Raw genomic sequence first — 12,451 nt, forward strand, 5'->3', positions numbered from 1 at the left:
GGGTGTGGATAAATAATACTTAACACCAAATCCACGGTCAATAAGTTATTCAGTTTATTAGTTTAATTTTTTGCTCTCTTTGTTCTCGTGGCTGTTCAGCCACTATGCGGCGAGCCGAGTGTGGATCACCATCGACGGCGCGCGTCGGTAAAGTGTGCGGGAGGCGGAGGCATCAATCGGCACTGAACGCGAGCTGTTTTTGCCGGGCAGCCAGACCTACTTTGTTGGCGTTCAGCAGCAAGGTCATCATCGATTGCCGCCATGTCTGCCCGCTGATTTCCTCGATGTACAGCACCACCCTATTGATTTTCATCAAAGCGGGCCTATCTGGGTGTCTGCGTGGCCGCACCGTGCGGCCGCCTTTCCAAGCAAGGTCAGCCGATGAGTACCGCGATGAAAATCGATTTCGTTTCCGACGTGTCATGTCCATGGTGCGTCATCGGCCTGAGGTCGCTGGAGCAGGCGCTGCAACACCTTGACGGCGAGGTCAGCGCCGCCATCCATTTCCAACCGTTCGAGCTGAATCCGGGCATGCCCGCCGAGGGCCAGGACGTCGGCGAGCACTTGGCCGAAAAGTATGGATCGACGCCCGAACAGATGGCGCAGTCGCGCGAGGCGATCCGCGCCCGCGGCGCCGAGCTGGGCTTCGCATTCGAGATGGACCAGCGCAAGCGCATCTACAACACCTTCGACGCCCACCGCCTGCTGCACTGGGCCGGGCTGGAAGGGCGCCAGCGTGAACTCAAGCACGCGCTGTTCGAAGCTTATTTCAGCCACGGCGACAACCCCGGCGCGCACGCCGTGCTGCTGCGGCTGGCGCAACAGGTCGGCCTGGACGGCGCCACCGCCGCCCAGGTGCTGGCCACGGACGCCTATGCCGACGAGGTGCGCGCGCACCAGCGCTATTACCGGGAGCAGGGCATCAACTCGGTGCCGGCGATTATCATCAACGATCGCCACCTGATCTCGGGCGGGCAAAGCGTCGACGTGTTCGAGCAGGCGCTGCGCCAGATCGCCGCCGGCGCCTGAGCGGCGGCCCCGCCGCGGGCCGCTTTCTTGTAATATTTGCCGATGGATAATATTTCTCACTCAGTCATCGGCCTGGGCGTGGGCGAATTGCTGCAGCGTAGCCTGCCGCAGGAAGTCGACGCCGCCCGGCAAACCACCCGCCGCCGCCTGCTGCTGTTCTCGTGCTGGTTCGCCAGCAATATGCCGGACCTCGACCTGTTTTTGACGCGCCTGCTGCCCCGGCCGCTGGGTTATCTGCTGCACCACCGCGGCCACACCCACACGCTGCTGTTCGCGTTGCCGCAGGCGCTCCTGCTGCTGGCGCTGGTCTGGCTGCTGTGGCCGGCCGCGCGCCGGCTGCTCAAGACGAGCGCCAGCGCCCGCGCCGGCCTGGGCGCGGCGCTGGTGCTGGGCCTGCTGCTGCACCTGCTGATGGACTCCTTGAATTCCTATGGCATCCACCCCTTCTATCCGCTCGACGCGCGCTGGTTCTACGGCGACATGGTGTTCATCGTCGAACCGCTGTTCTGGACCGCGTTCGGCGTGCCGCTGGCGCTGGCGATCGCGCGCCCGGCGCTGCGCGCCCTGGTGTTGCTGGCGCTGTGCGGCGCGCTGGGCTTCTTCGCGGTGCGCGGCTTCCTCGCATGGGGCGCGGTCGCCGCCCTGCTCGCCATCGGCGCCGGCGTAGGCGCGCTGGCGCTGCGTGCCGGTGCCCACAGCCGCGCCGCGCTGGCGCTGGCCGCCGTCTTGTGCCTGGGCTTCATCGGCTTGCAGGGCGCCGCCTCGGCGCTGGGCAAGCGCGACGTCCGCGCCGCACTGCGGCAGGCCGATCCGGCCAGCGAGGTGCTCGACGTGTCGATGACGGCTTACCCCTCGCATCCGCTGTGCTGGAGCTTCGTCGCCGTCGAACGTAATGAGGGCGCCGACCGCTACCGTCTGCGCAAGGGCGTGCTGAGCCTGGTTCCAGGCTGGCTGAAGCCGGACGCGTGTCCTGCGGGCATGGCGCAGCCGCTGCCGCGCCGCGCGCTGACGGCGGGCATCGCCATCGAGCTGGAGTACAGCGGCGGCTTGGCGGCGCTGCGTCGGCTGCGCCAGGACAATTGCCATGTCGAGGCGTGGTTGCGCTTCGCCCGCGCCCCGGCGGTCGATGGCGCAGCCGCGTCCGACCTGCGTTTCGGCGCCGGCTTGACGGGCAATTTCAGCACCCTGGACCTGGAACAGGCGGCGCACCGCGATTGTCCGCAGCAGGTGCCCGGCTGGGCGTTTCCGCGCGCGGACCTGCTGACGCCGCCATGAGAAGCGCCATATCCAAGGTGAACGAAAGGTAAGCGGGCCGTATTGCCGGCGCGTTTGCGCCAGACGGCATCGGCCCAGGCGGCCTGCCGCTACACTGGCGCATGGCCACGCCACCCGACGACTACGACACGCCCTGGAAGAATGCCGTCACGCGGTATTTTTCCACGTTCATGGCATTCTATTTCCCGGCGGCCCATGCGCAAATCGACTGGTCGCAGGCGCCCGTGTTCCTTGAGCAGGAAATGGCGCAATTGGCGCGCGGCGCGGCCCTGGGCAAGCGCGTGCTCGACAAACTGGTGCAGGTGGTTTTGCGCGACGGTGCGCAGCAATGGGTCTTGTTGCATCTGGAGTTGCAGGGCAGACGGGAGAGCGGCTTCGCCGAACGCATGTTCACCTACAACTACCGCATCTGGGACCGCTACCGCCGGCCTGTCGCCAGCCTGGCCTTGCTGGCCGATGCCAGCCCCGGCTGGAAGCCCGGCGCTTTCGGATACAGCCTGCTGGGCAGCCGGATGCAACTGGACTTCCCGGTGGCCAAGCTGAGCGACTATGCGCAGCGCTTCGACGCCCTGCTGCAAGACGACAATCCTTTTGCCACGCTGACCGCCGCGCATTTGTTGACGCGCAAAACCAAGGGAAATCATAGCCGGCGCGGCGCGGAAAAGCGGCGCCTCGCGATGCTGCTGTTGCAGCGGAATTGGGACGAACAACGTATCATGGACTTCATCGATGTCATAGACTGGATGATGCGTTTGCCGGCCGAGTTGGATTGCGGGCTGTGGAGCGACATCCGGGCAATGAAAAGGAGTAATGCGATGCCTTACATGAGTATGCTGAAACGTATGTTGCTGGACGAGTGCAAGCAGGAAGCTCGCCAGGAAGTTCGCCAGGAAATGCAGCAGGAAATTCGCCAGGAAATTCGGCAAGAAATGCGGCAGGAAATTCGGCAAGAAATGCGCCAGGAAATTCGGCAAGAAATGCGGCAGGAGATTCCCCAGGAAGTTCGGCAGGAAGCCCGCCAGGAAGGCCGCCAAAGCATTCTTGCCATACAGATGGAGGAGCGCTTCGGGCCTTTGCCGGACGAGGTGCGTGAACGCCTTGCCATGGCCAGCGACGAACAGATGGGCCGTTGGGCCAAGTCCTTGCTGCATGCGCCCACCCTGGACGAGGTCTTCCGCCGCCATTAAACGGCGGCCAAAGGCGATCGCTCCCGCGCGCCGGCGCGGGCAGGGGCGGTGCGTGTGCGACAATCGCGGCCACGACATTGTGCATGAACGGAACCAGAGTGGAAGAACAACACGCATTACCTTATCTGCGCGAGACGCTGCTGTTTCTCGCGCTGGCCGGCATTTTCATTCCCTTGCTGCAGCGGCTGCGCGTCAACCAGGTGCTGGGCTTCCTCGCCGTGGGCGCGCTGTTCGGCCCCTTCGGCTTCGGTCTATGGGCGCCCAGCCAGCCGTGGTTGGGCCATTTCACCTTCATGCGCGTGGAGCAGGTGTCCGGCCTGGCCGAGCTGGGCGTGATGTTCCTGATGTTCATGATCGGCCTGGAACTGTCGACCGAGCGCCTGTGGTCGCTGCGGCGCTGGGTCTTCGGCGCCGGCGTTGCCCAGGTCGGCATCTGCGCCACGCTGCTGGGCGGCCTCGGCTATCTGTTCGGCCTGAGCCTGGAGGCCGCCATCGTGCTCGGCTGCGTGCTGTCGCTGTCGTCGACGGCCGTCGTCATGCAATTGCTCAACGAGCGGCGCGCCCTGCACACGCCGGCCGGCCAAGCCGCCTTCTCCATCCTGATGCTGCAGGATCTGGCCGTGGTGCCGCTGTTCATCCTGATCGGCGTGCTGGCCGGCGGCGACAGCGCGGGCCTGGGCTACCTGCTGGGCTTTACGCTGCTCAAGTCGGCCGGCGCCATCGTCCTGATCTACCTGCTGGGGCGGCGCGTGATCCGGCCCCTGTTCCAGTTCTTCGTCAAACAGCGCCAGCCGGACGTGTTCATGGCGCTCACGCTGCTGAGTACGCTTGGCATCGCCGGCTTGACGGCCGCCGCCGGCCTGTCGATGGCGCTGGGCGCGCTGCTGGCCGGCCTGCTGCTGGCCGAAACGGAATTCCGCCACGAAGTCGAGGTGACCATCGAACCGTTCAAGGGCTTGCTGATGGGCCTGTTCTTCATGTCGGTGGGCATGCAGATCGACGTGCGCGACATCGTCCGCCAGCCGCTGCTGATTCCACTGGCCGTGCTGACGCTGTTCGCCATCAAGACGGCCGTCATCGGCACCATCTTCCGCATCGGCGGCTTCCACTGGGGCCGCGCGCTGGAGTCGGGCGTGCTGCTGGGGCAGGGCGGCGAATTCGCCTTCATCGTCGTCGCCTACGCGCTGAGCACCAAGCTGATCGCCGCGCCGGTGGCGCAGTTCCTCATGCTGGTGGTGGGGCTGAGCCTGTTTGCGACGCCGGCGCTGGCCAAGGCCGGCATCGCCTTCGGCAACTGGTGGGAGCGGCGCCACCGCCAGCAGGTGGGCGACCTCGACGGCGATGCGGCGGCGCCGGCTGGCAGCCGCATCATCATCGCCGGCTTCGGCCGCATCGGCCAGATGGTGGCGAAGATATTGCAGGAGCAGGGCGTGCCGTATGTGGCGGTGGAGAACGACGCGCGCCTCGTCACGCGGCTGCACCCGCGCGGCTTCCCCGTGTACTTCGGCGACGCCTCGCGCGCCGAGCTGCTGCACAAGGTCCACGCCGACCAGGCCGCGGCCGTGGTGCTGACGATGGACCACCCGGCCTCGGTGCTGCACGCCGTCAAGTCGATCCGCCGCGAGTGTCCGCACCTGCCGGTGTACGCGCGGGCGCGCGATGAAAAACATGCGGCCGCGCTGATGCACGCCGGCGCCACGCTGGTCGTGCCGGAGGCCCTCGAATCGGGCCTGCAACTGTCGGCGACGGTGCTGCAGCGGCTCGGCTTCGACGAGGCGCGCGCTTTCGAGCTGGTCAACGACGAGCGCGAACTGCGCAACGCCGGCCTGCGCGGCGAAGCGCAGCTCTAGTATCCGTGCTGCCTATACAATGGCGGCATGACTGCTTCCTCTTCCCTGCCGCCGGCCGACGCCCGGCGCCGTCCGCCGGCCGCCGCCGCGCTGCCATTCGGCAAGCCGGAGCGCGGCCCGCGCGAGCGCCTCTACACCATCATTTTCGAGGCCGACACGCGCGCCGGCCGGCTGTTCGATCTGAGCCTGATTGCCGCCATCGTGCTCAGCGTGACGGTCGTCGTGCTGACCAGCGTGGCGCCGGTCGCCGCCCGCTGGGGCAGGGAACTGGTGGCCCTCGAATGGTTCTTCACCGGCCTGTTCAGCGTCGAATATGCGGCGCGGCTGTACTGCGTCAAGCGGCCGCTGCGTTACGCGCGCAGCTTCTTTGGCGTCATTGACCTGCTGGCCATCGTGCCCACCTACATCGGCCTGGTCTTCCCCGGCGCCCACGTGCTGATCGACGTGCGCATCCTGCGCCTGCTGCGCATGTTCCGCATCCTCAAGCTGACCTCGTATGTGCACGAATACGGCATGCTGGGCCGCGCCCTCGTCGCCAGCCGGCGCAAGATCCTGATCTTCCTGTCCGTCGTCATGATGGTGGTGTTCCTGCTGGGCACTGTCATGTACGCCGTCGAAGGCCCCGAGCATGGCTTCACCAGCATCCCGACGGCCGTCTACTGGGCCATCAGCACGGTGACGACGGTCGGCTTTGGCGACCTGACGCCGAAAACCGACCTGGGGCGCGCCGTCGCCTCGCTGATGATGCTGCTGGGCTGGGGCATTTTGGCCGTGCCGACCGGCATCATCAGCGCGGAAATGACGGCCCAGCGCGGCCTCGGCATGCCGACCACGCGCACCTGCTCCGAATGCCTGAGCGAGGGCCACGAGGCCGGCGCCGACTATTGCAAACACTGCGGCGCCGCGCTGCCGCCGTATATCTACGACTAGCGGCGGCGAAAACGCTTGATGGGCGGGCGGCGCAAGCGTCGAGAGCGTCAGCGCGCCGGCGGCAGTTTGATGACCGCGCCGCGGAAGGTTTGCCGCGCTTCCGGTAAATCCTTGCATGCCTCGCCGCCGTCGTCGCTGAGAATCTGCACTGTGTCGCTGCCGGGAATGGCGAACAGGGCTTCCGGGCGCAGCGTCTTGAAGTCATGCGCGAGGCGCACGGCGGCGTCGTTGCGCTGCCCCGACCAGCGATACAGCGCGAAGCTGCCGCTGTCCCCGGTGGGGCCGGCGACAATCAGATACGCCGTCCCCACCAGCTCGATGCTGCGCACGCCGCGTCCGCCCAGGTCGAGTTCGATGGGGCTGCCGAACTTGGCCCGTTTGCCGCCGTTTTCGACCAGCTCGGCCGGATTCTGCAGCGGCAGCAACAGGGCCTTGCCGTGCAGCAGGGGGCTGCGCAGGCCAATCAGCAACTGCCCCTGCGGCGCGGCGGCCAGCCCCTCGATGTTCAATCCGCCGGGTTGCGTCGGCGTCTCCGGCGCTTCCGGCGCCCGCTCTGCCGCGGCCGCCAGCCTGAGACGGGCGAAACCGGCCTCCGACTTCATGTCCGCCAATAAGTTCGTGTAGGCCGTTCCCAGCAGCTCGGGGGGCGCCAATCCGTCGCCCAGATCGCTGGCGAAGAAGCGCCAGCGGCGCTCCTGCACCTCGCCCGAGGCATTGCGCCCGTGCGAAGAAATCCAGTAAATGCGCTGGCCGAGGATGGCGGCGCCTTCCAGGTCGGACTCCTTTTTCTCCTTGGTGCCGAGAAATTTCCAGGCATCGACCTTGTCTTGGGCCTCGGCCACGTCGCGCCGGTAAATCTTCAGCGTATTGCGCTCGTCGTTGGCGACGATGAAGCGGTCCGGCCCCAGCGCGACGGCGGCCGAGGCGTCGCATAGACCGTGGTAAACGAAGGGCTGTTGCGCGTGCAACTGCGGCGCGGCGGCGAGCACGGCGGCCGAGGCCAGGACGCGCAGGGTAGACGATAGCGGGAAAGTCATGTGCATAGTAGGACTCCAGTGGCGCCAGCGCCCGGCCGATCCCGGCGGCGGCTAAGACACGATAGTGCGAAACGGGGCTGGCGTCGACCGCTTTCTTGCGCCGGTCCGCCGCGCCCTCCTGGTGCGACGCACAAATTCAGTGCCGAAAAAATAGTCAGACCACCAGAAACGCCCTAAAACCTGCCGCTGCCGCCCCGCCGGGCTGGCACAACAATTGCTGCAGAAGCGGTAGTTGGAGAGGCTAAAAATCCGCGGGCCTACGCCGCTTCGATCAAGATCACAGCCTGATAAAGGGAGGGCGCGATGAGTGCAGTCATGGATAATCTGAAGGGAGCGCTGCCGCTGGCCGACCCGGCATTAAAAGGCATGGACAAGCCGCTGCGCAGCGAGCGGCTGGCGGCGCGCGGCTACGTGTTGAGCACGGGGCAATCGCGGCTGCGTCCCTATGTCCTCACTTACCTGCCACCGCTGCTGGGGCTGGCCCTGCTGCTGCTCGTGTGGCACGTCGTCGCCGCGAAAAATAGCAACTTCCCCGGCCCCTGGCTGACCTGGCAGGAGGCCGTCAAACTGTTCGCCGACCCCTTCCACCGCCAGGGGCCGAACGAGCAGGGCATAGGCTGGAACATCCTCGCCTCGCTGCAGCGGGTCGGGCTCGGCTTCGGCCTGGCGGCGGCCGTCGGCATCCCGCTGGGCTTCCTGACCGGCCGCTTCCGCTTCCTGGCCGGCATGTTCAATCCTATCGTCGCCCTGCTGAAGCCCGTCTCGCCGCTGGCCTGGCTGCCGATCGGCCTGCTGCTCTTCAAGGCCGCCGACCCGGCCGCGATCTGCTCCATCTTCATCTGTTCGATCTGGCCGATACTCGTCAACACGGCCGCCGGCGTGCAGCGCGTGCCGCAGGACTACCTGAACGTGGCGCGCGTGCTGAACCTGTCGGAATGGCAGAGCACGACGAAGATACTGCTGCCCGCCGCGCTGCCGCATATGCTGACGGGCGTGCGCCAGGCTATCGGCACGGCCTGGCTGGTCATCGTAGCGGCCGAAATGCTGAGCGGCGACGTCGGAATCGGCATCGGCTTCTGGCTGTGGAACGAATGGAACAACTTGAACGTGCCGCACATCGTCATCGCTGTCGTCGTCATCGGCGCCGTCGGGCTGCTGCTGGAACTGGCGCTGGCGGCGCTGGCGAAGGCATGGACATACGAGGAAGCGGGAGGCTGACATGCGCGCCAATAAATTCATCGACATCCAGCACACCGACATGGCGTTCCCCACCAAACAGGGGCCCTACCAGGCGCTGCGCGACATCAACCTGACCGTCTCCAAGGGCGAATTCGTCACGCTGATCGGCCACTCCGGCTGCGGCAAATCGACCCTGCTGAACCTGATCGCCGGCCTGAGCACGGCCACCGGGGGCGCGCTGATCTGCGGCGGGCGGGAAATCGCCGGGCCGTCGCCGCAGCGCGCCGTGGTCTTCCAGAACCACTCGCTGCTGCCGTGGCTGAGCTGCCACGACAACGTCCACCTGGGCGTCGAGCGCATCTTCGGCGCCACCGAAAACGCCGCGCAACTCAAGGCGCGGGCGATGGCGGCGCTGGCGCTGGTCGGCCTGACGGCGTCGGCGCGCAAGCGGCCCCACGAAATCTCGGACGGCATGAAACAGCGCGTCGGCATAGCGCGGGCCTTGGCGATGGAAGCGAAAGTGCTGCTGATGGACGAACCCTTCGGCAAGCTCGACGCGCTGACGCGGGTCCACCTGCAAGAGGCGCTGCTGCGCGTCGTCGCCGCGACCGGCTCGACGGTGGTGATGGCGACGCACGACGTCGACGAAGCCGTGCTGCTGTCGGACCGCATCGTCATGCTCGGCAACGGGCCGGCGGCGCGCATCGCCGAGATCCTGCAAGTGCGGCTGGCGCGCCCGCGCGAACGGCTGGCGCTGGCGCAAGACCCGCTGTACGCGGGCTACCGCAGCAGCGTGCTCGACTTCCTGTACCGGCGCCAGGGGCGGCCGGAACCGGACGCCGCCTGAGCCTTAAATTTCCCTGATTTCGTCGAGCGGCCAGCGCGGCCGCACATTGAAAGAATAGTCGCGCTTGGCCGCCTGAGGATTGATCTGCAGGCGCATCGCGCCGGCGAAGGCGATCATCGCGCCATTGTCGGTGCAAAACTCCAGCTCCGGATAAAACACCTTGAAGCGCTTCTTGGCGGCCGCCGCGTTCAGCGCGGCGCGCAACTGCGCGTTGGCGCCGACGCCGCCGGCAATGACCAGGCGCTTCAAACCCGTATGCTTGAGCGCGCTGACGCACTTGGCCGTCAGCACATCGACGATGGCGTCGACGAAGCCGCGCGCGATATCGGCCTTGTCCTGCTCGCAGATATTGGCGATGACCTTTTCCTCGTGGTTCTTCACCACCGTCAGCACGGCCGTCTTCAAGCCGGAAAAACTGAAATTCAAATCCTTCGAATGCAGCATCGGGCGCGGCAGCTTATACACGCTGGGGTCGCCGAACTCGGCCAGGCGCGAAATGGCCGGCCCGCCCGGATAACCGAGGCCGAGCAGCTTGGCCGATTTATCGAAGGCCTCGCCGGCGGCGTCGTCGAGCGTCTCGCCCAGCAGCGCGTACTGGCCGACGCCGTCGACACGCATCAACTGCGTGTGGCCGCCCGACACCAGCAGGGCGACAAAGGGGAATTCGGGCGGCTCGGAGGCCAGCAGCGGCGACAGCAAATGGCCCTCCAGATGGTGGATGCCGAGCACCGGCTTGTCGGCGGCCAGTCCCAGGCTGCAAGCCACCGAGGAACCGACCAGCAGCGCGCCGGCCAGGCCCGGACCCTGGGTATAGGCGATGGCGTCGATGTCGGCCAGCGCCACGCCGGCCTTGGCCAGCGTCTCCTGCAGCAGCGGGATGGCGCGGCGGATATGGTCGCGCGAGGCCAGCTCCGGCACCACGCCGCCGTACTGCTCGTGCATCGCCACCTGGGAATAGAGGGCGTGGGACAGCAGGCCGCGCTGGGTGTCGTACAGGGCCAGGCCGGTTTCGTCACAGGAGGATTCGACGCCGAGAACAATCATGAAGGAGTACAAAGAGGAAGGGGAATCCACCATTGTACAACGTTGGGGTCAGGTCTAGACATGGCGGTTTTCCCCGGCACAACTTTGGGGTCAGGTCTAGACATGGCGGTTTTTTCCCCCGAATAAGGCTGCGGGCAGGCTATTTGGCAAGAAAACCGCCATGTCTAGACCTGACCCCAGGGTTTTGCAATGTTGTTGCGCCGCCGCGCCGGCGTCAGGCTTGCGGGCGCAGGCGCAGTTGCGCCGCCGCGTCGCGCAGCATCGCCTCGGTCGTGTCCCAGTCGATGCAGCCGTCCGTCACCGAGCAGCCGTATTTGAGCTGCGACAGGTCTTGCGGGATCTTCTGGTTGCCGGCGACGAGGTTCGATTCGATCATCACGCCCACCAGCGACTGGTTGCCGTGGCGGATCTGGTTGATCACGTCGGCCATTACCAGGGGCTGCAGCTCCGGCTTCTTGTAGCTGTTCGCGTGCGAGCAGTCGACCACCAGGTTGGCCGGCAGTTTGGCCTTGGCCAGCGCCTGTTCGGCGATGGCGATCGACACCGAATCGTAGTTCGGCCGGCCGTCGCCGCCGCGCAGCACGACGTGGCCGTAGGCGTTGCCGCGGGTGCGCACGATGGCGACGTTGCCCTGGCTGTTGATGCCGAGGAAGGAGTGCGGGTGCGCCGACGACAGGATGGCGTTGATGGCGATGCTGATGTCGCCGTCGGTGCCGTTCTTGAAGCCGACCGGGGTCGACAGGCCGGACGACATTTCACGGTGCGTCTGCGATTCCGTGGTGCGCGCGCCGATCGCCGTCCAGGCGATCAGGTCGCCCAGGTACTGCGGCGAGATCGGGTCGAGCGCCTCGGTCGCCGTCGGCAGGCCCAGTTCGCACACGTCGAGCAGGAACTGGCGCGCCTTTTCCATGCCGGCGTCGACGCGGAAGGAGTCGTCCATGTCCGGGTCGTTGATGTAACCCTTCCAGCCCGTCGTCGTGCGCGGCTTTTCGAAATACACGCGCATCACCAGCAGCATCGTGTCGGCCACCTCGGCCTGCAGCGCCTTCAGGCGGCGCGCATAGTCGAGGCCGGCGACCGGGTCGTGGATCGAGCAGGGGCCGACGACGACGAAGAGGCGGCGGTCCTTGCGGTCGATGATGTCGCGCAGCGCCTCGCGGCCCTTGCTGACGCTGTCGAAGGCGCTGGCCGACAGCGGCAGCTTGGCGTGCAGGGCTTCCGGCGAGGGCATCGGCGCGAAAGAGGTGACGTTGATGTTTTCGATATCTGGTGTGTTCATGATTCTGGCTTCGGCTTTCGGTAACGCTGATTCGGGAAACCAATAGTGTAGCGGAAATGAGCGCCTGCCACGCCGGCGACGCCGGGGCGGCCGCCGCCGCGCCCTAGTGCGGCAGGCCGGCGCCGTCCGCGCCGGCGGGCGCGCGCCTGGCCAGTTCGATGTTGCGCGCCAGCGCGGGGTGGCGGTGCAGATGGGTGTCGATGTCCTTTTCCAGCAGGCGCAGCTGGGCGTCCAGGCAGGCGATGCTGTCCCGGACGTGCTGCGCCAGCGCCTGCTGGCCGGCCTGTTCGTGGCCGAACTGGCGCTGCGCCTCGCGCAGGCGCACGGCGCGCAGCGCGTGCAGTTGCGCCAGCCAGGCCCGCAGCGTGCGGAAGGCGGCCGGCGGCGGCACCCACGGCGCCGGGTGGGTGGCGGCGCAAAAGCGCGCCAGCAGCACGGCGTCGAGGCGCGCCGCGCAATCGGCGGCCGGTGCGGCGCCGGCGAAGGCCTGGACGCTGGCCGGGTCGACGTCGCTGACGACCATGCCCATCGCCGTCAGGGCCAGCGCCGCCGCCTCGCTGTAGGGCCCGGTCGCCTGCATGCACACGGGCAGGCCGGCGACGCTGACCTCGCGCCGGGTCAGCCAGGTGCGCAGCCAGCGGAAGCCGGCCAAGTCGTTTTCCACCACTTTGTTCTGGATTTCGCCGTGCGCCAGCAGCGCCACGTCCAGTTTCAGTTTGCTGACATGGATACCGACGGTTACTTGGGTGTTGTTCATGATTCGTTCATTTTCATAGGTGCTGGCACGGATAGTA

At 66.7% G+C, this 12,451-nt stretch carries 12 protein-coding genes; 7 read left to right on the forward strand and 5 right to left on the reverse strand.

Annotated features, from left to right (window positions below; translation table 11 throughout):
- Positions 1-172: 172 nt before the first annotated feature.
- A complete protein-coding gene (locus OIK44_RS14715) occupies positions 173-313 on the reverse strand; it encodes a hypothetical protein (protein WP_273671628.1) in 141 nt (46 codons plus the stop codon).
- A gap of 68 nt (positions 314-381) precedes the next feature.
- Between OIK44_RS14715 and OIK44_RS14720 the strand changes: the two genes are divergently transcribed.
- The 5 genes from OIK44_RS14720 (at position 382) to OIK44_RS14740 (ending at position 6,271) form a co-directional block, all read left to right on the forward strand.
- Complete coding sequence (locus OIK44_RS14720; RefSeq protein WP_273671630.1) at positions 382-1,029, forward strand: DsbA family oxidoreductase; 648 nt, start codon at positions 382-384, stop codon at positions 1,027-1,029.
- 42 nt (positions 1,030-1,071) lie between these two features.
- Positions 1,072-2,304: a metal-dependent hydrolase gene (locus OIK44_RS14725; RefSeq protein WP_273671631.1), complete on the forward strand. Its 1,233-nt coding sequence runs from the start codon at positions 1,072-1,074 to the stop codon at positions 2,302-2,304.
- A gap of 101 nt (positions 2,305-2,405) precedes the next feature.
- On the forward strand, positions 2,406-3,491 hold the full coding sequence (locus OIK44_RS14730) for an RpnC/YadD family protein (protein WP_273671633.1): 1,086 nt from the start codon (positions 2,406-2,408) through the stop codon (positions 3,489-3,491).
- Positions 3,492-3,589: 98 nt separating this feature from the next.
- Complete coding sequence (locus OIK44_RS14735) at positions 3,590-5,341, forward strand: monovalent cation:proton antiporter-2 (CPA2) family protein (protein ID WP_273671635.1); 1,752 nt, start codon at positions 3,590-3,592, stop codon at positions 5,339-5,341.
- Between the two features lie 27 nt (positions 5,342-5,368).
- Positions 5,369-6,271 (forward strand): ion transporter, encoded by a 903-nt coding sequence (locus OIK44_RS14740; protein WP_273671636.1) that lies wholly within the window; start codon positions 5,369-5,371, stop codon positions 6,269-6,271.
- A gap of 47 nt (positions 6,272-6,318) precedes the next feature.
- On the opposite strand, the gene OIK44_RS14745 is transcribed toward OIK44_RS14740, so the two are convergent.
- Positions 6,319-7,314: a DUF3616 domain-containing protein gene (locus OIK44_RS14745; RefSeq protein WP_273671637.1), complete on the reverse strand. Its 996-nt coding sequence runs from the start codon at positions 7,312-7,314 to the stop codon at positions 6,319-6,321.
- A gap of 297 nt (positions 7,315-7,611) precedes the next feature.
- On the opposite strand from OIK44_RS14745, the gene ntrB reads away from it, so the two are divergent.
- Both ntrB and OIK44_RS14755 read left to right on the forward strand, forming a co-directional pair.
- On the forward strand, positions 7,612-8,526 hold the full coding sequence (ntrB, locus tag OIK44_RS14750) for a nitrate ABC transporter permease (RefSeq protein WP_273671638.1): 915 nt from the start codon (positions 7,612-7,614) through the stop codon (positions 8,524-8,526).
- A 1-nt stretch (position 8,527) separates the two neighbouring features.
- The gene (locus OIK44_RS14755) at positions 8,528-9,334 is read left to right on the forward strand and encodes an ABC transporter ATP-binding protein (RefSeq protein ID WP_273671639.1); all 807 of its coding nucleotides are present in this window, start codon (positions 8,528-8,530) and stop codon (positions 9,332-9,334) included.
- A 3-nt stretch (positions 9,335-9,337) separates the two neighbouring features.
- Here the strand turns inward: OIK44_RS14755 and tsaD are convergent, their stop codons facing one another.
- From tsaD to OIK44_RS14770, 3 genes are all read right to left on the reverse strand, one after another.
- Complete coding sequence (tsaD, locus tag OIK44_RS14760; protein WP_273671991.1) at positions 9,338-10,378, reverse strand: tRNA (adenosine(37)-N6)-threonylcarbamoyltransferase complex transferase subunit TsaD; 1,041 nt, start codon at positions 10,376-10,378, stop codon at positions 9,338-9,340.
- 214 nt (positions 10,379-10,592) lie between these two features.
- A complete protein-coding gene (locus tag OIK44_RS14765) occupies positions 10,593-11,657 on the reverse strand; it encodes a 3-deoxy-7-phosphoheptulonate synthase (RefSeq protein WP_273671640.1) in 1,065 nt (354 codons plus the stop codon).
- Between the two features lie 103 nt (positions 11,658-11,760).
- Positions 11,761-12,414, reverse strand: coding sequence for a hypothetical protein (locus tag OIK44_RS14770; protein ID WP_273671641.1), 654 nt, complete (start codon positions 12,412-12,414; stop codon positions 11,761-11,763).
- Positions 12,415-12,451 lie beyond the last annotated feature (37 nt).

It is taken from the genome of Janthinobacterium fluminis (genome assembly GCF_028595325.1).
GTDB lineage: Bacteria > Pseudomonadota > Gammaproteobacteria > Burkholderiales > Burkholderiaceae_D > Janthinobacterium > Janthinobacterium fluminis.